This window comes from Thaumasiovibrio subtropicus, from assembly GCF_019703835.1.
GTDB classification, from domain to species: Bacteria; Pseudomonadota; Gammaproteobacteria; order Enterobacterales; family Vibrionaceae; genus Thaumasiovibrio; species Thaumasiovibrio subtropicus.
Map to the genome: position 1 here is coordinate 558,460 of NZ_AP023055.1, position 22,172 is coordinate 580,631.

General features: G+C 48.1%; 16 protein-coding genes and 1 pseudogene. 10 read left to right on the forward strand and 7 right to left on the reverse strand.

Annotation, left to right across the window (positions count from 1 at the left end; all coding sequences use genetic code 11):
- Positions 1-2: 2 nt before the first annotated feature.
- Positions 3-452 carry a hypothetical protein gene (locus TSUB_RS18800; protein WP_087018944.1) on the reverse strand — a complete coding sequence of 150 codons (450 nt, stop codon included), beginning with the start codon at positions 450-452 and terminating at the stop codon, positions 3-5.
- A 198-nt stretch (positions 453-650) separates the two neighbouring features.
- Between TSUB_RS18800 and TSUB_RS18805 the strand changes: the two are divergent.
- Positions 651-2,084 (forward strand): annotated as a pseudogene (locus TSUB_RS18805) (IS1182 family transposase).
- A gap of 111 nt (positions 2,085-2,195) precedes the next feature.
- Here TSUB_RS18805 and TSUB_RS18810 read toward each other — a convergent pair.
- From TSUB_RS18810 to TSUB_RS18825, 4 genes are all read right to left on the reverse strand, one after another.
- Complete coding sequence (locus TSUB_RS18810; RefSeq protein ID WP_087016527.1) at positions 2,196-3,125, reverse strand: polyprenyl-phosphate transporter; 930 nt, start codon at positions 3,123-3,125, stop codon at positions 2,196-2,198.
- 528 nt (positions 3,126-3,653) lie between these two features.
- The gene (locus TSUB_RS18815) at positions 3,654-4,592 is read right to left on the reverse strand and encodes an NAD(P)-dependent oxidoreductase (protein WP_087016526.1); all 939 of its coding nucleotides are present in this window, start codon (positions 4,590-4,592) and stop codon (positions 3,654-3,656) included.
- Between the two features lie 115 nt (positions 4,593-4,707).
- The gene (locus TSUB_RS18820; RefSeq protein ID WP_087016525.1) at positions 4,708-5,382 is read right to left on the reverse strand and encodes a DUF4336 domain-containing protein; all 675 of its coding nucleotides are present in this window, start codon (positions 5,380-5,382) and stop codon (positions 4,708-4,710) included.
- A 124-nt stretch (positions 5,383-5,506) separates the two neighbouring features.
- Positions 5,507-5,923 (reverse strand): VOC family protein, encoded by a 417-nt coding sequence (locus tag TSUB_RS18825; RefSeq protein ID WP_246616514.1) that lies wholly within the window; start codon positions 5,921-5,923, stop codon positions 5,507-5,509.
- 234 nt (positions 5,924-6,157) lie between these two features.
- Between TSUB_RS18825 and TSUB_RS18830 the strand changes: the two genes are divergently transcribed.
- The 9 genes from TSUB_RS18830 (at position 6,158) to TSUB_RS18870 (ending at position 19,584) form a co-directional block, all read left to right on the forward strand.
- Entirely contained in the window at positions 6,158-7,114 is a 957-nt protein-coding gene (locus TSUB_RS18830; protein WP_087016412.1) for a hypothetical protein, read from the forward strand.
- 89 nt (positions 7,115-7,203) lie between these two features.
- A complete protein-coding gene (locus tag TSUB_RS18835) occupies positions 7,204-8,337 on the forward strand; it encodes an ABC transporter substrate-binding protein (RefSeq protein WP_107924948.1) in 1,134 nt (377 codons plus the stop codon).
- A 216-nt stretch (positions 8,338-8,553) separates the two neighbouring features.
- Positions 8,554-10,791 (forward strand): hypothetical protein, encoded by a 2,238-nt coding sequence (locus tag TSUB_RS18840; protein ID WP_159064755.1) that lies wholly within the window; start codon positions 8,554-8,556, stop codon positions 10,789-10,791.
- Between the two features lie 220 nt (positions 10,792-11,011).
- Positions 11,012-12,352 (forward strand): TackOD1 domain-containing metal-binding protein, encoded by a 1,341-nt coding sequence (locus TSUB_RS18845; protein WP_087016409.1) that lies wholly within the window; start codon positions 11,012-11,014, stop codon positions 12,350-12,352.
- Positions 12,345-13,658, forward strand: coding sequence for a glycosyltransferase family 2 protein (locus TSUB_RS18850; RefSeq protein ID WP_087016408.1), 1,314 nt, complete (start codon positions 12,345-12,347; stop codon positions 13,656-13,658). The genes TSUB_RS18845 and TSUB_RS18850 overlap by 8 nt, the downstream gene beginning before the upstream one ends.
- Positions 13,659-14,699 carry an HlyD family secretion protein gene (locus TSUB_RS18855; protein ID WP_087016407.1) on the forward strand — a complete coding sequence of 347 codons (1,041 nt, stop codon included), beginning with the start codon at positions 13,659-13,661 and terminating at the stop codon, positions 14,697-14,699.
- A gap of 295 nt (positions 14,700-14,994) precedes the next feature.
- Entirely contained in the window at positions 14,995-16,530 is a 1,536-nt protein-coding gene (gene norR / locus TSUB_RS18860; RefSeq protein WP_087016406.1) for a nitric oxide reductase transcriptional regulator NorR, read from the forward strand.
- Positions 16,531-16,816: 286 nt separating this feature from the next.
- Positions 16,817-18,478, forward strand: a complete 1,662-nt coding sequence (hcp, locus tag TSUB_RS18865; RefSeq protein WP_087016405.1) for a hydroxylamine reductase — start codon at positions 16,817-16,819, stop codon at positions 18,476-18,478.
- A gap of 62 nt (positions 18,479-18,540) precedes the next feature.
- Positions 18,541-19,584, forward strand: a complete 1,044-nt coding sequence (locus tag TSUB_RS18870) for an FAD-binding oxidoreductase (protein WP_087016415.1) — start codon at positions 18,541-18,543, stop codon at positions 19,582-19,584.
- A gap of 129 nt (positions 19,585-19,713) precedes the next feature.
- Here TSUB_RS18870 and TSUB_RS18875 read toward each other — a convergent pair whose 3' ends face one another.
- Together TSUB_RS18875 and TSUB_RS18880 are read right to left on the reverse strand one after the other, a co-directional pair.
- Complete coding sequence (locus TSUB_RS18875; RefSeq protein WP_087016404.1) at positions 19,714-20,301, reverse strand: GNAT family N-acetyltransferase; 588 nt, start codon at positions 20,299-20,301, stop codon at positions 19,714-19,716.
- Positions 20,302-20,309: 8 nt separating this feature from the next.
- Complete coding sequence (locus TSUB_RS18880; protein WP_087016403.1) at positions 20,310-21,956, reverse strand: ABC-ATPase domain-containing protein; 1,647 nt, start codon at positions 21,954-21,956, stop codon at positions 20,310-20,312.
- Between the last annotated feature and the right edge of the window lie 216 nt (positions 21,957-22,172).

Consider the following 22,172-nt stretch of genomic DNA (forward strand, 5'->3'; position numbering starts at 1 on the left):
TTTTAATCCTCCTCAATTTGTGTCACACGTATGGCGACTGACATAGAGAAGTCACCGTCTTTATCTTCTAATGTGCCAACCCAATTCATCTCATTATGGGTGCAGGCAGGAAACCAGAGGTCTGTCTGGTAGGTTGTTTGGCTCAGCCGAGGAATCGCGACCTGGTAAGTGCCCATATCCATTTCCACGCCTTCTAGTGAAAGGACGAGATTATTGGTTTTCAATGCTGGCAGCTCAACCGTAATTTGATTGGCGAGAATGGATTGGCTATGGGCTAAGTGGATAGAGCCTTTACTGGACTCACAGTGTCCGTGCTTGGCATAACATTCCGCGCGATTCACGTCGTCTATGGTGGTGCCACCCGATAATAACGGAGATGAAAGGAATGAAGGAAGCGCATAGCCGATGATGACTAAGAGAAGAATAGGGATTATCAACCGCAGGGCTTTCATTGTGCACCTTGAAGTGAGTTAAAAGACTTGGCAGGTATGTTAACAGCTTGAAAAAGTATCGGAAACTGAAGTGGTTTGGAATGTGCGATTGAGGGGAAAAAGCCGCTCTTAGTGAGCGGCTTCAGACTGCTGACAAAGGTCTAGCTTTCGAGCTAGACCTTTGATCTAATAGGGGTATCGAAATATGGACACTCCGTTATGCTTCAAGAGCCTACTCCGCAACAATACGAACTGGAAATGGTGACGATGGAACAGTTAGTTCCTAAAAACCATTTAGTGCGTAAAATCGATAATGCTATCGACTTCGAATTCATTCGAGATGAAGTCGCTCATCTTTACTGTAAAGATAATGGACGCCCACCTGTTGACCCTGTCCGCCTCTTCAAAATCATCTTACTTGGCTACATCTTTGGCATAAAAGTGAGCGTCAGCTCGTCAAAGAGATTGAAGTGAATGTCGCTTACCGTTGGTTCTTGCGGATGTCATTAACAGAGAAAGTCATTCACGCTTCTACTCTCAGCCAGAACCGCATTCGTCGCTTTAATGGCACGGATGTATTCGAACGTATTTTTATCAATATCGTAGAGCAAGCCATGTCGAAAGGCTTGGTCGCGGGTCAAGAGCTCTTTACGGACAGTACTCATCTCAAAGCGAACGCCAACAAGAATAAACACACCAATAAAGTCACGGCGGTTCGTGCCAGTACCTATCTTGATATGCTGGATGAAGACGTCGCTTTAGACCGAGAAAAGCAGGTAAGAAGCCACTTAAGGCTCGGGAGTCAGAGCCAAAACAAAGAATACTAAAACCAGCACCACTGACCCAGAGAGTGGCTTCATGACTCGTGATAATAAGCCTCAAGGCTTCTTTTATCTCGACCATCGAACCGTTGATGGTCAACACGGAATTATTCTCGATACCTACACCACCGCGGGTAACATCAATGACTCACAGCCTTACGTTCAACGCTTAGATTACACGCTTGCCACATTCCAATTGAACCCGATAGCTGTTGGACTGGATGCGGGCTACTTTACTGCTCCAGTGGCGGAGTCACTTGAACGTCGAGCTATTCTTGGCGTGTTCGGTTATCGACGTCCATCTAGAACGAAAAATACGTTCAAAAAGAAACACTTTACTTACGATGCGCAAAGAGACAGCTACCAATGTCCGAATGGTCAGGAGTTGCTTTATAAAACGACCTCACGCGATGCGTATCGAGAATACCACTCAGCCCCCAAAGAATGTGCGCTCTGTCCAATGAGGGATGACTGTACTCAAAGCAGAAATATGAAGAAAGTGATTACACGGCATATCTATAGTGACGCAGTAGAGAGGGCAAACCAAATGCGGCTCTCTTCCTACGGCAAGAAGACTTATAGACGTCGAAGTGAAACAGTAGAACGTAGCTTTGCAGACGCTAAGCAACATCACGGTCATCGTTATGCTCGCTTCCGCGGTCTAGCCAATGTGCAAATGCAATGTTGGTTGGCAGCGGCAGCCCAAAACATCAAGAAGATAGCGCTGGTGATGAACTATCTCCGAAAAATAGGCTTAAACATGGCAGAAATGAGGCAAATACTTGCTTCTGTATGCCTATGTAATGAACGGAAACTTCTGCGCACGACATAGCAAAAAATATCGCGATCGCGACCTACGGTCGCTTCCAAAAAAGAACCCCGCTTAAAAAGCGGGGTTCGTCATCAATCTGAAGCCGCTCTTAGTGAGCGGCTTGGTGATAGATTATGAATCTGCAGGTGTTTGTTGGCTTATTCTCTCTAATGCCAATACTAAGCAAATACCCGCAATACATGCAGCCAATGCGAGCCAAAGCTGTGACGGCTGTGCAACAATTTGCTCGTAAGCAAACGGTGAAAGATTTTGCTCTGCAAGCGGTACTTGCTCACCACTTGAGTTGGTGCGGTAGCTTAGCACCTCTTTCCATGGCCACATTTTATTGAGTGTGCCAAGCATTAACCCGATGAGAAAAGCCATGGTGGCGTCTTTGTAGTGACGGAGCAACCATCCCAATAAATGTGAAAATGAGAGTAGACCGACGATACACCCCGCAGCGAACACACTTAAAGTGCTTATTTCAAGCCCTTTGACCGCGCCAATGACGGGGGCGTAGAGGCCAAGGAGGAGGAGAATAAAGCTGCCGGATATACCGGGTAGGATCATGGCACAAATAGCGATGCTCCCACCAAGAAAGAAGTTGAAGGTTGTCGGCTCTAGCTGCAACGGGTGCGCAACGGTGATGAGATAGGCAAAAGCCACACCAACCACCAACAATAACCCTTTGCCTATGTCCCACTCATCCATTTGCTTGGCGAGATGAACAACGGAGATGAGGATCAATCCAAAAAAGAAAGACCAGAGAGGAATAGGGTGGTTTTCCAGCATCCAAGTGATCAGACGCGCGAGCGTTAAGATACTGGTGAAAATACCTGCAAACAAGGTAATCAAAAAGCCCCCATTTACATGGTTGAAAACGCCTTTGAGTCCCCGTTTCTTAAAAATGCCAAACAGTTGTGGAGTAAAGCTACGGATACTATCCAGCAGCGTGGCATAGATACCCGTAATGAGAGCGATGGTACCGCCTGATACACCAGGTACGACGTCCGCCGCACCCATTGCCATTCCTTTGAGAAATAAAAACAATCGGTTGAACATAACTTGCTAGCTAAAAAAAGAAAACGTGATTATATACACAATCGCTGTGTTGAGGCAGGTATGTTGAGGTCATTTACCTGCGATATCACAGATAAAGCGTTGAACTGTCTCGTTATTGATACGAAACTGCCTCTATATACTCAAACCACTTCAAGATGCAGGATTCAGAAGCGGCCTAGCGCGTCTAAGTCAAGGTAAAGATACCAAGGCAAAGGTGTGAAGGAATGGCTTTCCCTTTCAAACACCTTTAACGCAGAAATCGGGGCGCTAGTTGCTTCCCGAAGGGCGAGTTTTCTAGGCTCGCCACCGTCGTTACTGTTTTTTGATTTAGTCCACTAGATCTTCAAAACAGTGTCTTGTTGACAAGCCTAGAAACTCTCGCTGAACAAGTATCTTGAGGTGGTTTGAGTATATACGTCGCAAATCGTTGAGAGGCAGTGCGGAACGCCCTTTTTACCAAGTTACTTTGATTTCAGTATCCTAGCTTGCTTTTAAGGCTTGTCTCTTGGGTTCGCTCGCGTAACCTTCTTATAGGGCGTCAGTACTTTGGGCGAACAAAGTGATGTTCTCCCCGACTTTTTGTAGATCTTGGGTCATTTCCTGCGTCAAAACACACACCCTAACACCTTGCTTCGCCAGTTTATCGGCTTCGGATGCGAGGTCGACAGCACGGACAGGTGTACGATCTGCATCGCGACGGCACAGCTCGATGAAAGGCGCGACGTCGGTATGGTCAGGATATAACACGTGTTCGGATTGTTGCATTAAACGGAGTGCTTTGAGACTCAGCAACTCGGTGTCACTACCATGATGGATAACGTAGACAGCACCTTCATACGCGTCTGGTTGATCAAGCAGAGCAACAAATGCCGCTTCTAGGGCGTGTTCATCCTTTGCGTTTTCAACTTGGGGCAAACGGAAGTAGCGCTCCCAAAACTTACGACGTTCATCCACTGTCCCGTAATGCGCTTTGATACGCTCCCGTTGACGACCAGCAAAATCAACTTGTAGGGAGAGATTATGCGGCAGTTGTGTTTCCAGTTTCTCGCGAATCAAGCGCAACATGACCGGTGAAGCGCCGCCACTTGATAATGCGATCTGTACTGGAGAGCGGTCGATCATTGAGGGAGTGATGTAATCACAGTAGTCAGGGTCATCAACAACATTCACCCAGAGGCCGAGGCTGTGGGCATCATGGTAAACCTGATGGTTTAAAGCGCGGTCATCTGTGGTTGCCCACACTTGAATGGCGCTAGTGAGATCATCCTTTTCATAACCTTTTGCTTTGTAATGCAGTTTTCCTGCATCTACATAGCGTTTGAGATAAGGGTGAAGGTCTGGTGAAACAACGGTGACATCAGCGTTGGCAGCAAGAAGTAAGTCGACTTTGCGACAGGCAACATCGCCACCACCAATGACAACAACGGGACGCTGGGTAAGCTTGAGAAAAACCGGGAAAAAGTCCATAAGAATCAACACTTCCTGAAAGATGATGCTGGGATAGTAGCGAATGCTGGTGTGATGCCCAAGTAACCTTTCGCTACATCTCAGAACGTTTTGCGCTAAATGTTAGCAGTACGGATTACAGCAACCACTTGAATGCCGCCGCAAACACCTGCTTGCCGTTCTCCGTAACCATCTTTCCGTGACTAAAGATGATGCGCTCGAACGGCCAAGTGAGGATCTCTTGGATCGATTGACGCAATCGAGTTTTATCTTTGAAGGTTTGACGCCAAAAAAAGGGCATCGCGGGATGATGATAGCAACCATTCACTAACCCAGTCAGGGCGGTAAGTGGGTGAGAGACATGCAGCCAAGCCAATGTGTCGCCCAAAATTAGCGTCTTTGATACTGGATCGCAAAAGACTACTTCTTCCATATCGTCACTGCCCCTGACAAGTGTTTGATAGAGTTGCCCTTGCCAAAGAGAGGGGGTTTTTGCGCCGAGTGCATCATCGAACACGAGATCGGTGCGTTTTTGTTGTAACCGTGGTGGGGCGAAAAAGTAAGCTTCGCGATAGGATAGCCACCATTCAGACAGAAAAAGGTGGTGTCGATGATTGGGGGTGACAATCATCGCAACTTGCCCTAAATCTGCGAGCGCGAGCTGTAATTGTGTATTGAGCTCTATGGGCGAGTGGATGAAGAGCTGATTGTCTTTGAGGCGAACTACTGTCATGCGGGTACCAATCGGTACTGACCATCGGCGCAGTGGATGGTCTAGCGTCCAAACTCTATCCTGATACCACTCGTTCATTACGCCATCCTTTGTCTCTATTCGGCATCCATGCCAAAGGCAACTTATCCATTCATGGTAACATGTTCGGTGGGTAGACAATATTGTCTAATACACCATCATTTTTGACATCTCGCCTGCCATCTTAATCGCTTCTTGGCGATTTGCCAGAAGGCGTATTTGCTAGAGATGATGAGGTGCCTTGCTTCTCATCACCTGGGCCGCGCAAGCCAATTAAGTTACCGAAGGGATCTTCCAATTGGCACATCGAAAGCCCATTTTCAATTTTCATAGGGCCACGGTAAAGGCGAGCACCGAGTGCTTCAAAATGCCGTAAGGTAGTAGTGAGATCTTCCACAGACCAATACAACACTGAACCGCATTTCCCATTAGAGACTTTTTCATCCGCTTGGACTATCTCGATATGAAACCCTTCACAATCGAGGGCGGTGAAGTTGGATTCCGGATGGTAGATCGGTGAGGCCGCAGGGAAAGCGGTTTGATACCACGCTAAGCCTTTATCGACATTGGGCACATGAATGAGTACAGCGATAGGTGACATGTTTATCCTCTCAGCTAGTTAAACATAGCGAGTATATTCTTTTATTCGCTTTCATTAATAGCAAGGTATCACTGTTACTTATATCTATTTCGAGTTCTATATTATCTATCCGTTAATGATCGCGATCTCCCCCTTGTACAATGGTGCTCGATTTTTTCTTTTATTTAATGCGGTTTTTGGTCGTTTTGGTTAACGATAGCCAGCAGTGAGGTTTTCAGAAGGAAAGTGAAGGAAATGAGCTTAAGATCGGTTTTTGCGATTGCAGTTTTGCTACTCAGTGGGTGCCATAGTGACTATGCAAGACTGGAATTTGATCAGTTTGTCACAGCGGACATTTACAATAATAAAAAAATTAATCCCATTTATAGTAACCAGATAAAAGCGCTGGTGGCTGATCTTGGTTTGTCATCGAGTGCGGTGAAAGTGCGAGTAGATAAAAAGGACAGTAAAGCGATAATACTGAGTATGTCGGTTTTCAGTCGATTGTCTGATGAGCAAAAGTCGGCCATCTACACTGCGCTGAATGAGATTGTCATGGAAAAAAATGCCGATCCTTCAAAAATCGCTCTCCACATTAAGCTTTTGGGAGAGCAGGTTGAGTCGGAAGATCCCTTGGTTTGGAACGATGTGGATTATCTCCCCGATGAGGTGACGGCAGACCTTAAAATTAACGATATTATGGTAGCTGCATCGAGTTCGTTTGCCGATCTTATCGCGCACGCAGCAGGCGTGGGCACCACAAGTGCTGGTTTGTGTACCGTTGGTGTAGAGCTTTCTCGGCGTATTCCTTTTCATCGCATGTCGTTAGACGGTGGTGAGGCGGGTTTTTCGAATGTGACGTTATCGAGACGCTCGTCAGCAAACTATCGTTATTATGAAATGCCTGCGGAGCTCAGAGTTTCGTCCCCTGCATTTCAGCACTTGTTGGATTCTCAGCAGATGGAAATCTCTACACATGTCTCATTGAGCGATCTGCGAATTCGAATACGAAAAAACGGATATGGCCTACAGTTTTTTGAGTTCAACCTTGGGCAAATAGGCGAGGTGTATCATCAAAATTTCAAAACAAACATTCATTCGAAGTTTAGATTGGAGTCACAATGTCGCCAAAAAGCAGCGGACCTTGGCAGACCCTTTTCGTTTTTGTTTGGGGACTCGATAGATAGATTAAACAACATCGAACTTCTTTAGGTGGCTCTGGGATACTGCACCTAGGTTCGCATTCTCACGTTGACTTCCTATACTTTGAGGGTATTTATTGCCTAGGTGAGGAAGTGGGAATGAGAATGAAAGTTCTGGCATGCTTGTTGTTATCCAGTGCTACGGTCAGTGCGGAAGTTGAAATCAACTTTTTAGAGTGGGGCTACTTGCCGGAGGGTTATAAGGCACGTTTTGAAGCGTACGCAAAAAGCCAAGGCATGAATGTCACTCTTAATAAAGTCGAGCCTTTCATTACCGACTTTGACAGCGTTTATAATGCACTTAGAAAACAGCAAGCGGATGTTGTTATGCCGACGAGCTATTTCTTCAAGACCCATGACTCACGGCTACTTAAGGTGTTGTTGCCACTGGATTTGTCTAAAGTGAGTAACTACCAGTTCCTTAAGTCAGAGTTTAAAAATCGCCATTATGATATTGACGATGCGGGTAACCACTATGCGCTGCCCCATACGGTTGCTCACTTTAGCTTGGCCTATGACTCGGAGAAAATTGATGCACCCGACTCGTGGCGTGATCTTTACGGTTCTCAGTTAAAGCAAAGCTTTCGAGTGTATTGCGATCAATTTGAGCCGCTCGTGTTGACCTCCGTGCTGGCCAATGGCATGGATGTACAGGCTTTCACCTCGGGAGAGATCCTCAAAGATAGCGATATGATGGCATCATTACGTGTCAGTGTGTCCGCTCAGTTGAAGAATGCCGATGGGTTCTGGTTTAACCAAGTGAATGATTGTGATGATTTGAAAAACCAAACGGTGGCGACCACATGGGGGTTAGAGCTTACCGAATGTAACGCTGCAAACAATCAGAAGTGGCGGTTGGCGACATTGGAAGAAGGGAACTTGTTCTCTCTCGACAGTCTGTCCTTGGGGCGACACCTTGAAAACAATCCAGAGAAGCGTGAAGCTGCCTATCTACTGGTCGATTTTTTGATGAGTGAGGCGCATTTCCAACGTCTCTTAGCGGGTTTACCGAGCATAGAAGGTTCAACCACGAATGTTGACCGGCGTTTGACTGACTTGGAGGTGGCCGTATTGCCTGATCAACCTCTGCCAACGTTTGATGAAGAGTATTTGATCCCGTATCTGCCGACGCCAATCAAAAATCGCTATAAACGTTTGGTGCGAGAAGCCATGGCCACTGCGGGGGTTGGCGAGTTGTCTGCCGCCTGTCCTTGGGATATGACGTCAAAATAATCTCAGAAAAAATAGTGGAGATTTTTGGAGCACGGATGTGCTCCATTTCTATCATTCTAGCTTGACCTATTTCATCCTCTTATCTTTGCTTTGAGCTCGACGCGTTCGGTTGCCTCTGAACCGTACATTTTGAGGTGGCGTGAGTATATAACCTATAAATTTCAGTGAATTAGAGTTAAAATTCAACCTTTATTTTTGAACGGTGAAGGGTCTGTGTTGTCATTATCTCGCGTTTGTTTATTGGTTGTGATGCTGCTCGCTAGCGGCAGCGTTTTAGCCACTGATGCTGACTATATTGAAGAAATTGGCCAGTTGTTTGCTCAGGGTTCGAATGATCAAGCAAGAATTCGAACCCTGCTAGAACGAATTGAAAACCATACCGCGTCATCAGCCGCAACCTTAGCCCTCTACCATCAAAAGTCATTTGGTGGCGCTGGTGACATGTCACAAGTTATTCCGCTTTATGCACAGTCCGTCGCGCTAGGTTCGCGCACGACGGCAGCGTTAGAGCTGGCCTTTTTGCACCGCGAGGGTGAGTTACAGGGCAGTGATCCGAGCCAGTTCGCGAACTACCTATTTCTTTCCGCACAGCTAGGGCACACATCAGCGCAACGGCTAGCGGCTTATGCCTTGGCAAAGACCGATTTCGTCGCCCATGACGATGAACCCAGCATCGAACAGCTAGCCACGCCACGTAAAATGCCTTCTACGGCCGTTAGCGCTTATGGCCTTTCGGACTTTCCTTACTCGCCTCGGATGGCTGTGTACTTGTTATCGACTCAGGGCGATCATCAAAAAGATTATCTCGCGCTTTGCGAACAAGCATACTTTCCTCATTTACCGGACCAATGTGAACGGGGGCTACGCACGAGTTTAGTGAGAGTAAAAGATGGCGAGGTCTATAACCGACTTGGAGAGTATTATGCGTCCGTCGCGCGTCAAGCAACGAGTGTTAGTCCGGATATGCGTCAAGCAGAGCAGTTCTATCAGCAAGCGGTTCGTCGCAGCAATCCGGTTGCTGTGGTTAACTTAGCGCTCGTCGCAGCGGATGCTGGCAAGCCCCCTGAGGAGTGGGTACCGACCTTGCAGAAAGTCATTGACGAAGGTGTTGCAGGGAGTGATGAACAACCGTTGGTGACAGCACGTCAACGGGCTATTGAAGCCTTAATCCGTTTCTATCGTCAGCATGACAACAACAGTATTGCCCACTATTACGCCGGATTAGATCCCACGTTACCTGAATCATTGTATCAGCTTTATCTTGTTGCCGATGAGGAGTGGCGCACCTACGAGATGAATCAATATTTGGCTCAGTCAGCGGCGGCAGGGCACGAAGAAGCGATCTATCGTGACGCGGAGAATCGAAGGGACGATAAGTTAATCGCGACCCTTGCCGTGAATGGATACGCGCCAGCGATTAAATCACGTCTAGAGAGCGCAAAATGGCAGTCAAATAGTGCCTCTGTCGAAGTGTGGCAAACGGACCTGTCTTGTGTTGAAGACAAGCTGCGGTGTATGACGAACGCGAGTGAAGCTGACACTGTCAACACAATGGCATCGAATGTGGCGTATTTGGCTAACGCTGGCCTTCGGTTTAGCGATCGCCGATGGGTATTGCAAGGGATTCAGCATTGGCAGACGTTAGTGAATGTTGAAGGGGTGATCGCGACCCATTGTGGGTATTTAGGGCTGCGAGCGACAGGGCAGGGGTTTGCACTTTCTGAGTCTGATAAAGCCTGCTTACTGGATAAGGAGCAAGTTAAACGCCTGAGTCAGCATGGTTTTAATCAGGTGGCGGCCATTGATGATGCCACCATCGCGTTGTTGAACAACGGCCAGGTCATCGCGTGGGGCGACCCGTTTCGTGGCGGGAGTCTATTAGAGTCTTTGATTGGGTATCCCAGTTATGCCAGCTTAAGTGAGTATCGACGCAAACATGATGAGTTGCAGCAAGATGTCATTGAAATAGCCAATACCCATGACCACTTTGTTGCACTCAAAGATGACGGAACTCTATGGCAGTGGGGACTGATGCAGTTTGGTATATCGCAGCGTTGGGTGTCATCGTATCGTAACGTTGTGGGTACGCCGTTTTGGTTTTGTGGTGAAGGTGACGGTATCACTTGTTGGCAGCCACGGCATCGTGACAACACCATTACCTTGTCGACTGATCCTAATGCCCGCTTGGTGCCCGTTTTGGGCGCACCGGGTGTGTTGCTGTTATCGAACGGGGAGTTAGTTGCATGGATAGAAGCGCGAGGTCAGCGCTCGATTCAGCATCCGTTTGAGCGTCAAGACACTGTGTACAATCAGCGTCAAGTGACCGATTTTGAGACGATTTGGCATAAAGGGATGAAAAAAACCGTCTTAGTGGTCAATAACGGCGCGCGCGTCTGGGTTTGGTTTGATGAAGAAACGCGACAATTTCGCTTTTCAGCGTTAGATGATGCCTAGCGAGATCTAGGTTATTTGGGGTTGGCTTTGTATTCTTCTCTTTTAATTCAAAAGTTTACCTTGCCTGTTGGCGTTGCCGTGATGGGTTGCAGAGAAAGCGACAGTGCCTTTATATGCTTCAGTGTCAATATTGGTACAGGTGAAACATCGCAATAATGAAATAAAATAAACTTATCAATTACGTAAATTTGGAACGGAAATCAAAATTACGGGTGAGTTTATGATCGAGTCTCCAGTTATCCATTGGTTGAGCACATCGCCGCCAAAGGGTGAGTTACACACTGAACATCGAGCAACACTTTTAGAATCCCCTCAGCAACGCGCGGGGATTTTAGTGATCGATCTGCCAACGGTGCAGCAAGATAAGGTGTTATTGCAGTTGCATCGCTCTGGCGGTTACTGGGCTTGGCAAGTTTACACTGTCGAGAGTAGTCCGTTGTCTGATGCCCTCAGTGATGGGCTCTGGTCAGAGCAAGACTGGCAAACGCGTTGGGATTACCACCAGCAACGGCTTGCGCTGATTCATGAAGGTGAAGACGATAAAATGATGGCGTGGCTGTGGCTAAATCCAAGTCGCCGTCTACTCCCACACTATGTCCGTGACAGCCTGTCTATTTATCAGTATCCCTTATTGAGTGCTTATATGGGGGAGTCGGATTCGCCTTATGGTTTCTTGGTGCAAGAAGTCAAAAATGAGCGCTTAGAAGAAGACGAACTCCTTGATAAAATTCGCCTTTGTAGTCATTGTCACTCAGGTCATGTCAACTACTTGGAAACCTGCCCATCTTGCCATAGCGCGGATATCACCGAGAAAGTCTCTCTGCATTGTTTTACCTGTGGCCATGTTGATTTACAGAGCCACTTTACCCGCAAAGGGAAGATTGAGTGCCCAAACTGTTTGACCAAGCTACGCCATATTGGTGTGGATTATGACAGGCCATTAGAGGTGTATGAGTGCCGACAGTGCGGGCATAACTTTGTTGAAGCAGAGACGAAGGCGAGGTGTATGGAGTGCCATAGCTTGCAAGACATTCATCAACTGATAGCCAGAAACATCTTTACCTATAAAGCGGGTGAGCAAACCAACCAAATGATGCGTCATGGCCACGTGCTCACTATTCCTGAGTTGAGTTTAAAAGGGCGTGTTGAGCGTCACTATTTTAGCCAGTTATTGGTGTGGTTGAACACCTTGGCGCGTCGTCATGATCAAGCACATCTATTAATTGGCCTCTATTTTCCTGGTTTGAAAGAGTATGGCTATCATTTTGGCGAGTTGAAGCTGTTTCAATTAATTGATCAGATCACTGAGCGGTTTAATGGCCTATTGCGTGATACCGACCTGTGTTGTCAGTATCACAACGATATGATGTTCTTGCTGATGCCGATGACGGAAATGGCCAATATGCATGTTCTGCAGGGAAAAATAGAGCAAATTGCTGACCTCATTGAAGATGAGGAGTTTACGATGTTGGTGTCTGCGTGGGCGCTGCCCAATGAGGAGTGCGGGCATGATGTGGTGAACTGGTTAGAAAGCTGTGCGGGTGAGCTTCAAGATGTCTGAGTTCTATTATCTTGTCCGCACAATTTTTGGTTGGTTGGAGCAGAGCCAAGAGCTTTGGCTCGTGCTAATGCCGATGTTAATTGGTGTTGAATTACCCCTCTCGATTCTGGTGCTGACAGGCGTGTTTCGTTGGTCTGCGCGTCCTACTCCCCCATTGCCTACATCCTACCCGGGCATCAGCTTTGTGATTACGTGTTATGGCGAAGGGGATGCCATCGCGATCACCATCGATACCTTGGTCGAGCAGCATTATCCCGGCGATATCGAAGTGTTGGCGGTTGTGGATGGTGCGGTACAGAATCAAGCGACGTTTAAGGCGGCCATTGAGGGCGCACGACGTTACAAAGGAAAAGCGCGTCGTGACGTTCGAGTGATTCCAAAGTGGCAGCGCGGTGGCCGAGTGTCGACACTCAACGCCGGTTTATCCAAAGCGACACATGACATTGTGATTAACGTGGATGGTGATACCTCTTTTGATAACACGATGGCGACGGAAATGATCACCAGTTTGCAAGACGCAAACGTGGTGGCCTGTGGCGGTGCACTTCGAGTACGAAACTGGCAAGACAATTTACTAACTCGGATGCAAGCGCTCGAATATATGGTGTCGATGCAGGCAGGAAAAACAGGGATGGCGACATGGGGGGTATTGAACAATATTTCCGGCGCATTTGGGGCATTTAAAAAGCCGATTTTAACGCAAGTGGGTGGGTGGGATACCCATACAGCCGAAGACCTGGATTTAACCATGCGGCTGAAGCAGTACAAACGGCGTTATCCCAGTGCAGGTTTAGGGTTTAATCCTCATGCGGTGGGGCACACTGACGTGCCGGATACGCTCAAAGGATTGGTGATGCAGCGATTGCGCTGGGATGGGGATTTGTTGTTCCTCTTTTTACGTAAACATCGCCAAGGGTTGAGTCCGCACCTATTGGGATGGGGCAACTTTGTGTTCACTATGACTTATGGTGTTGTGCAAAACGTCGTGTTGCCATTATTGGTGGTCTTTTACACCTTATTAATCATCTTCGCTTACCCCCTTAGCTTTATGGCTGCGATGATGTTTGTTCTTTATCTCGTCTACCTTGTGATGATCAGTTTTCATTTCATCATCTATCTCGGTTTGGTGTCTGAAAGGGCCAAAGCGGATGCGACGATGGCAGGGTGGCTATTACTTTACCCCTTCTATGCCTTTTTTATGCGCATGGTCACGGCATTTTCCATGGTCAATGAAGTCGTGAGAAGAAGTCACGAAGAGTCGAGTATGGCACCGTGGTGGGTACTGAAACGGGGGAAGCGCTTCTAAATGAAAGTGAAATTTTACTTAGATAAACAGCAACAACCCACCTCAGAGCAGGGTGTCAAAGTGATCTATGGCAGTGCGAAACGTAGTGGGTATCAGCTGCGGTGGTATTTCTTACTGTTGCTCATTGTGAGCCCACTGTTAGTGATGCTGTATTACATCTATCAAGAGTATTTGACGGTTAAAGCGCCGGGTATTGTTACGGTTGAACCGATTGTGTTGACTGCCGCAGGGGATGGGGTGATAGCAGAGGTCCACTATCAACGAGGCGAGATTGTGCAACAAGGCCAACGGTTGATCTCTATAAAAAATGCCTTGATCGAGGATGATATCGCCTTCTTACACCTTGCCCTTGCTGACATCGAAGAACGTGAAGTAACCGAGTTAGACTTTGCGCGCTATGAAGACGCGATTAAAGAGGCGAACCGCACCTTACGAGAGCTGAGCAATGTAAAATCGAAATATGATGAGTACCTTCGAACGCGGCAGGTGTCACAGGTTGATTATGCCACCGTTGTCAATTTAAAAGGGGCTGCAGAGCAAACGGTTAGCAATGGCTATATCGATCTCAATCAAGCGCAGATCAATCACCAACAAACCTTGATTGCAGGTGCTATCGCGCGGCTACGGTTAGATTTGCAACGGGCATTGTCACAAAATGAAATTCGCCAAGCGCAGTTGTTAGTCCACAGCCCTTACCATGGTTTTGTGGTGGACTCGCAGATTAAAGTGGGGCAGCGTATTGAGAAAGGTGATGAACTTGCCACCATCTCTTCAAAGCTATCGCCAAAGATTGTGGGTTATCTCAGTCCACGTTTTATTGCCTATGCCAGCAAAGGCAGCGAGGCAACGGTACAACTTCCGGACGGCACTCGGTTGAGAGCGGAAGTGAGTTTACCAACCGAGTTGGCTTCTAAGCTTCCCCCTCAATTAGCGAAACCGTTTGAAGGACAACCCGCATTGCTGAAAGTGACTTTGGCCTTTCTCGAGCCTATTGATGACGAAAAATGGGTTGAAGGTATGCCTGTGCAGATCCATTTTTAGCCCAACTTAACTTAGCTCCCCTTTATCTTGCCTTTGATGCGTGTGACCGTATGTGACTGCTTTTTGATTTAGCCCACGAGATCTTCAAAGCAGTGCCTCTATGGCAAACCTAGAAACGCTCGCTGAACAAGCGCCTCGAGGTGGCTTGTTCTGCGCGCATTGAGTGGGTATTGGGTAGCCAATTGCCATGTCCATGATCCGAGATCAATTTCTCTCAGATTCACTCAAACGTTAATCTGGGGCTGATGTTAAAGTGACATCACCTTTGTGTGGCTGATCAGGTTGACCATCAAAAATGCAGCAATCGATAACAATAGATAAAGTGCTACTGAATATCGCCTTGAATTTGAGTACGAGTCGTTCACATACGCAGCAGTACCAAAGCTTAATAGAGGGGGTAGCACAGGCGTTTCCGTGCGATGCGAGCTGTCTATTTATCTTTGATGAGGATGGGTTTTTAACGCCTGTCGCGGTGAAAGGGCTGATGTCATCCGTTTTGGGACAGCGTTATTTTCCGAAGGCGCATCCAAGGCTCGAAGCCATTGTACAAAGCATGCAGCCTGTGCGCTTTGATGCCGATTGTACGCTGCCAGACCCGTTTGATGGCGCGTTGATGAGTGAAGAGTACTGCATGGATGTTCACGACTGCATGGGGATAAGCCTGTATGTTGAAGGGCAACAAGTCGGTGTCTTGACGATGGATGCGCTTACAGTCGGTGCCTTTGATGATATTGATAGGGTAGCCATTGAAACCTTTGCCGCGATGGCCGCCGCGACACTGCGAAACATTGGCCAATTGCAGGCGTTGAAAGCGCAGAACCAAAAACAGCAAAGCGTGACACAAACCTTAATTCAGCAAGCCCGCTCTCAACATGGGGAGATGGTGGGGCTCAGCCCGCAAGTCAATCAACTACGCAATAACATCGCGACAGTGGCGCAAACAGATTATGCGGTGTTAGTGACAGGGGAAACAGGGACAGGCAAAGAGCTTGTTGCCCATTCAGTGCATGCCCAATCACATCGTCGCGATAAACCCATGATCTACGTGAACTGCGCCGCATTGCCTGAAGGGCTGGCGGAGAGTGAGTTGTTTGGGCATGTGAAAGGGGCGTTTACCGGGGCCAATGGCCATCGTGCAGGCAAGTTTGAACTGGCCGATGGCGGAACGATCTTTCTCGATGAAGTGGGTGAACTACCTCTGCTCCTGCAAGCTAAATTGCTGCGTGTGATTCAGCATGGTGAACTGCAACGTGTCGGCAGTGATCAACACCTGATGGTCAATGTCCGTATTATTGCCGCGACCAATCGGCAGCTAGAGAATGAGGTAGAGGCGGGGACATTTCGCGCTGACTTGTACCACAGGCTCAATGTCTTTCCTATTAAAGTGCCACCTTTGCGAGCACGTGACGGCGATATTCCGGTGTTAGCAGGCTATTTACTGGAAAAAGTGCGCCAACAATTTAATGCCCCTAACCTGCATGTCCACCCTAAGGTGTTGACACAATTAGAGGCGCTGCCTTGGCTGGGTAACGTTCGTGAGTTGGAACACACCTTAACCCGAGCGGCCCTGCATGCGATTCAACAAGGCGTGAGTACCCTTCACCTTCACCATTTCGACACATCTCTAGATTTGGATGATGTGAAAAATACATCAAGCTATTTCCCGAAAGAGAGCCAACCATTGCGAACGCTAGTGGAAGACTATCAGCGTGATGTTATCGCGTACGCGCTGAATCAAACAGGGGGTGTTTGGGCAAAAGCGGCCGAGTTTTTGCAGATGGACCGGGGTAATCTATACCGAATGGGGAAAAAATTAGGGGTTAACAAATGATAGACCCAAGCACCTTGAGGTGGCTTGAGCCGTTAGGGGGATAGAGCCGTCCATTAGAAGCACTCGTTCTTTTGCTCGCGACTTTTAGCCGCTGTTCGAAAGGTGCTTTTCAAAGCACCTTCTCTATTGTGTTGTCGTTAAGACATCGCCTGCGTTGTTCTAAGTACAACGCACTACGCTCCAAGATTAGATTAATTTCATAATAATCAATAGCTTAACTATTGGCATGTTTTCTGCTGCAGAGGAGGAACAAACGACAATTATTCTAAAGACTGGAGAACCCATTATGTTCTGTATTCAATGTGAGCAGACAATTCAAACCCCGGCGGTAAAAGGCTGCGCTTTCGCACAAGGTATGTGCGGTAAAACGTCGGAGGTGTCCGACCTGCAAGACGTATTGGTGTATACCCTACAAGGGGTCTCTTTTTGGGCAGCGCGTGCGTTGGAATTCAATATTGTCAATGATGAAATCAACCACTGGGCACCGAGTGCCTTCTTCTCTACGTTGACGAATGTTAACTTCGACCCAGCTCGCATCCTTGAGCTCACGTCCCAAGCGGCTGACTACAAATCTCGCCTTAAAGATCAGGTGATAACCCTGGCTGCATTGACAAGTGAAGCCATCGCGGCAATGCCGGATGTCGCTAACTTTGAGCTGCCAAAGGGTGCGGAAGAGATTTTGGCTTTCGCGCCTCAAGTCGCTGTCAATCGTGGTAAAGATCATGTGCATGAAGATGTTATCGGTCTGCGCCTACTCTGCCTATACGGTTTAAAAGGCGCGGCCGCATATATGGAGCATGCGCGAGTACTTGAGCAAACCAATAACGATATCTACGCTGAGTACCATGAAATCATGGCGTGGCTGGGGACAGATCCTGTAGACCTCGGCGAGTTACTCGACTGCTCAATGCGCATCGGTCTGATGAACTACAAGGTGATGGAAATGTTGGATCATGGTGAGACGGCAACGTTTGGTCATCCAGAGCCAACAACGGTGAATGTGAAGCCAGTAAAAGGGAAGTGTATTCTGGTTTCAGGCCATGACCTTCATGATCTAGAGAAAATTCTGCAACAAACTGAAGGTAAAGGCATCAACGTTTATACCAATGGTGAAATGCTTCCTGCACACGGCTATCCAGCGTTGAAGAAATATCCCCATTTGGTGGGTAACTACGGCAGTGCTTGGCAGAATCAGCAGAAAGAGTTTGCCAACTTCCCGGGCGCTATTGTGATGACATCGAACTGCCTATTGAACCCAGATGTTGGTCAATATGCAGACCGCTTATTTACACGCAGCATTGTCGGTTGGCCGGGAGTGGCACACCTTGAAGGCGATGATTTTAGCCGAGTCGTCGAGTGCGCACTTGCCCACGAAGGTTTCCAGCACGATGAAATCGAGCACCATATCACCGTCGGCTTTGGCCGCAATGCGTTGATGAATGCCGCCCCGGCGGTCATTGATCAAGTGAAGCAAGGCAACATTAAGCATTTCTTCCTTGTGGGAGGCTGTGATGGTGATAAGGCTGAGCGTAGCTACTACACCGATTTCACCGCAGCCGCACCCGATGACACCCTTATCCTGACTTTAGCGTGTGGTAAATACCGCTTCAATAAAAACACTTTTGGCGATATTCAGGGAATTCCTCGCTTGTTGGATGTGGGGCAGTGTAATGATGCCTATTCTGCTATCCAGCTTGCGTTGGCGCTTGCAAACGAGTTCGACTGTGGCGTTAATGATCTGCCGCTGACCTTAGTACTCTCTTGGTTCGAGCAAAAAGCGATTGTCATTCTGTTGACCTTGTTTGCGCTGGGTGTCAAAGGGATCTACACCGGACCAACGGCACCGGCATTCCTAACCCCCAATCTGATTGCCATTATCCAAGAAAAGTTCGATATGCGCAGTATTGGCAACGTGCAGGATGACCTTAAAGCTATCCTCGCAGCGTAATGGATTATTAAGCCATGCGTCGCCTCGCTGGGTGGCGCAGTCTTTTTCTTAAAGAGAGTGTTATGTTTTTTGAATGGCAAGGGAATCAAGCTGTCACGTTACGTTGTGTCGATAAGTTTCATGAGACTGCCGATACGGTCAGTATCAAATTGGCCGATTTGTCAGAATCATTGTGTTTCGAGTTTAAAGCGGGTCAGTTCATCAGTCTTGGGGTTGAAATCGACGGTAAGATGGCATTTCGCGCTTACTCACTCAGCTCGCTGTCCGGTGACGACTACCTCCAGCTCACCATTAAGCGTGTCGATGGCGGTAAGGTCTCTAATTACCTACTCGATCAACTGTTGATAGGCGATACAGTCCAAGCCTTACCGCCTGCTGGCGACTTTAATTGCATTGACCATCCGCCCTTGGTCGTTGAGGGCCAGCAGAAAGCCCTACTGATCAGCGCGGGTTGCGGCATTACGCCGGTTTTCGCGATGGCGAAACAATGGCTCCACAATGCATCGGGGGTTGATGTCACGTTCCTGCATATCGCGCGTTCTCAATCTGAAACGATTTATTTGGATGAGCTAGAGACTTACCATGCGGCGTACGCCGATTTCAATCTCGCGTTGCTGTTAAAGCATCGGGGTGAAACGTCCTATCCAGAAGGTCGATTGAATGCGACATGGTTGCAGGTGCTGGTGCCTGACTTTAAGCAGCGTACGGTTTACCTGTGTGGGCCAAATCCGTTTATGCAAGATGTGCAAGGTTACTTGAGTGAACTTGGCTTCGATATGGCAAACTTCTTTCAAGAGAGCTTTAGTCCTGTGACGAAAGACAGTGCCGAGGCGCATGACGCTGGCTTGAACGTCAAGGTGCCCGACTTTTCTCAGTCGATAGTGGCTCATAAAGGGCAAGTCTTGGCAGAGGTATTAGAAGGTGCTGGCTTACCCTTGATTGTGGCTTGTCGAAGTGGGATTTGCGGGTCTTGTAAGTGTAAAGTGCGCGAAGGGGATGTGTCTTCAACGAGCATGGAGACATTAACCGCCGAAGAAATTGAACAAGGGTATGTACTAGCCTGCTCGTCGACGCTTGAGTCTGATGTCGAGGTCGAACTGGGTTAGCGTTCTGGCCTGTTAGCCTGACGAGAATGAATCTAGGTTACAGCAATGAGGCAAGCACGTGTAAGGAAGGGGTGTAAGAAAGTCGCGTTAGCAAAACGCGACTTTCTGTTCATTGAGCCTCAAACCGGGTTAAGCATTTAATGCACGAAACTGGGCAAGCGTCATGCCGTAGATAACCCGATCTTCTAACTTGTCGTTGCGCAGGTAGTAGCCGACTTGCGTTCCTTCTTTCACGTATCCTACCTTCTCCATGACGCGGTATGAACCAACATTGCTGGCATAGCAATCTGCGGCCACTTTATGGCCATTGAGGTGCTCAAAAACCAGTTGGGTAGCGAACTGACAAAGGGCGGTGCCAAGCCCTTTACCCCAGGAGGCTTGTGGTAACTGATAACCGACCTCAAAGTTACCGGCTAACAGCGCGACGCCCGCAATCCCAGCCATACCAAGGAACTTGTTTTGGTTATCCCTGACCACAAAAGTGGGATTTGAAGGCCAACGTTCAGCGTCGAGTGCCTCTTTTGTGTCTTCAATGATGGGGTTGAAGTAACCTTCGTAGACTTCAATCGGCGCAGGAGCAAAGAACAAGTACTCTGTCACCGCCTCATCGTCTAACATCGTGATGATATCAACGAGGTCAGAAGGCTGAATGAGCCCAATCGTCATATCATTAAGGAAAGCGACTCGCTCTCCTTGTTTAATCGCGCTGTATTGCATTGTTATCCTTATTTAAATTCTGCTTTGCGCATACGGTTTAAGGCGGCCATCACGTCAATTGCACGGGGGCGGGCCAAATCACCGTAAGGCGGTAGGGTGCGGAACCAGTCTGCATGCAGCATGGCATCAAATTGTCGAGCGGGTTGTTTCACCCAGCCGCGTTGTTGCGCCATTTGAAACCACATCCAGCCGACAGTATGTAACTGGCTAGGATGCGCAATTTGTTCAAGTGCGGAGAGGTCAACCCATTCTGGGCCAAAACGGAGCGCATGCTTATCTTTGACTTGGATACGAAACTTGCCTTCTTCCAGTAAGCCTTTGAGTTGGCCGCTACTCAGTTGACGCGGTGCCGCTTTTGCCAGTGCTTGGTTTGCTTCGATTTGGCGCGATGTCGGGTGCGCTGCAATCACTTCACGGGCTTTTTCGGTAACATCTAAGGTTTGATAGTCGTGCAGTTGAATCACGGTATCTGCCATATCGAGGTAGTCACCAGAGCCGCCCATCACGAGGAGTACTGAGATATCATGTTCATCACGCAACTGAGCGATACGGTCAACCAGTGGTGTGATAGGTTCTTGATCTTTGACCACTAACGCCTGCATGCGCTCATCACGGATCATGAAGTTTGTCGCCGAAGTATCTTCATCAATCAGTAAGCTGGTAGCGCCTGCTTCGAGCGATTCTTGTAACCACGCCGCTTGACTGGTGGAACCGGAGGCATTTTGAGTAGAAAACTGTGTCGTCGGCTTACCTTGGGGCAGGTGATTGATGTAAGGCGATAAATCGAGTTGATGCACACAGCGACCATCTTCCGCACGAATTTTTACCGCGTTGTGGTCAGTGACAACATGGTGACGACCATCGCCATCAAGGTGATCATAAATACCGTCTTCAATGGCATTCAATAACGTTGATTTGCCGTGGAAACCCCCACCGACAATCAACGTAATCCCTTTAGGAATCCCCATACCTGTGATGTCACCACTGTGAGGCGTGGTCAACGTGGTTGCAAGAGTAGCAGGGCTTTCAAATGGCACCGCGTCTTGCAACGGGAGATCTACATTACCCGCTAAGCGGGGTAGCACAGCACCATTGGCCACGAATGCGATGAGATTGTGTTCGGCTAATTGCGCGCGTAACGCCACTTGATCTTCGATATTGCGACAGTGTGCTTTAAGCGCTTCTATGTTGAGTTCACGGGCTAGCGTAACTTTGCGAATGACTTTTGGCAGCGTAAAAGTGAGCAAGTGCAGTGTCTGCTTCGCAATGATGGTGCGACCCTCTGCCGGCAGGTTTAATCGGAATCTGAGTTCGATGGCATCGTCATCAAAGACTACTGAAGTGCGATCTAACACGGTTTGACCCGGCATATCGATACTGATCGCATTATCTTGCTGGACAAGACGGGCAAATTCGCGTGTGAGAAAATCCCGCGCAGCGCGTTGGAAGTCGAGCGAGGTCTCTTTCAACCAGTTAAGGTCAGTCAGCGACCAATCACGGCGGGCCCTGACTCGACAAGCGGGCGCGTATGGGTCTGCCTGAATCGTGTCAAAATGGAGAGTGAAATCGGCAAAGGTATATTCACCTTTAAGGCTGGTATAGCTGCGGTAGTTCTTGCGATCAATTTTCTTTAGTTTGTGCTCTAAGACATCCACGGGGGCATTCTCTGTTGGTACGCATCAATGGGGCGAATGATACCTGTTTTTGGGTAAACTTACTGCTAGCAATCTGAGCAAACGGCCAAGAGGCGTGTTGGTTGCTTACCTTGGTGCGGCGGTATTGTCCGTTGAGAGTGAAATGATGTGTTATAAAAAGACCCAACGCAAGGTGGTTAAAGTCAGTTGCACCGCATCTGGGGTAGGGTAGAATAG

Bases quoted from the DNA above. Each gene is read 5' to 3' on its own strand.
- TSUB_RS18850 (WP_087016408.1), top strand. From the start codon at position 12,345: ATGTCTGAGTTCTATTATCTTGTCCGCACAATTTTTGGTTGGTTGGAG.
- TSUB_RS18830 (WP_087016412.1), top strand. From the start codon at position 6,158: ATGAGCTTAAGATCGGTTTTTGCGATTGCAGTTTTGCTACTCAGTGGG.
- TSUB_RS18835 (WP_107924948.1), top strand. From the start codon at position 7,204: ATGAGAATGAAAGTTCTGGCATGCTTGTTGTTATCCAGTGCTACGGTC.
- TSUB_RS18825 (WP_246616514.1), bottom strand. From the start codon at position 5,923: ATGTCACCTATCGCTGTACTCATTCATGTGCCCAATGTCGATAAAGGC.
- norR (WP_087016406.1), top strand. From the start codon at position 14,995: ATGCAGCAATCGATAACAATAGATAAAGTGCTACTGAATATCGCCTTG.
- TSUB_RS18810 (WP_087016527.1), bottom strand. From the start codon at position 3,125: ATGTTCAACCGATTGTTTTTATTTCTCAAAGGAATGGCAATGGGTGCG.
- TSUB_RS18845 (WP_087016409.1), top strand. From the start codon at position 11,012: ATGATCGAGTCTCCAGTTATCCATTGGTTGAGCACATCGCCGCCAAAG.
- hcp (WP_087016405.1), top strand. From the start codon at position 16,817: ATGTTCTGTATTCAATGTGAGCAGACAATTCAAACCCCGGCGGTAAAA.
- TSUB_RS18800 (WP_087018944.1), bottom strand. From the start codon at position 452: ATGAAAGCCCTGCGGTTGATAATCCCTATTCTTCTCTTAGTCATCATC.
- TSUB_RS18875 (WP_087016404.1), bottom strand. From the start codon at position 20,301: ATGCAATACAGCGCGATTAAACAAGGAGAGCGAGTCGCTTTCCTTAAT.
- TSUB_RS18870 (WP_087016415.1), top strand. From the start codon at position 18,541: ATGTTTTTTGAATGGCAAGGGAATCAAGCTGTCACGTTACGTTGTGTC.
- TSUB_RS18820 (WP_087016525.1), bottom strand. From the start codon at position 5,382: ATGAACGAGTGGTATCAGGATAGAGTTTGGACGCTAGACCATCCACTG.
- TSUB_RS18815 (WP_087016526.1), bottom strand. From the start codon at position 4,592: ATGGACTTTTTCCCGGTTTTTCTCAAGCTTACCCAGCGTCCCGTTGTT.
- TSUB_RS18855 (WP_087016407.1), top strand. From the start codon at position 13,659: ATGAAAGTGAAATTTTACTTAGATAAACAGCAACAACCCACCTCAGAG.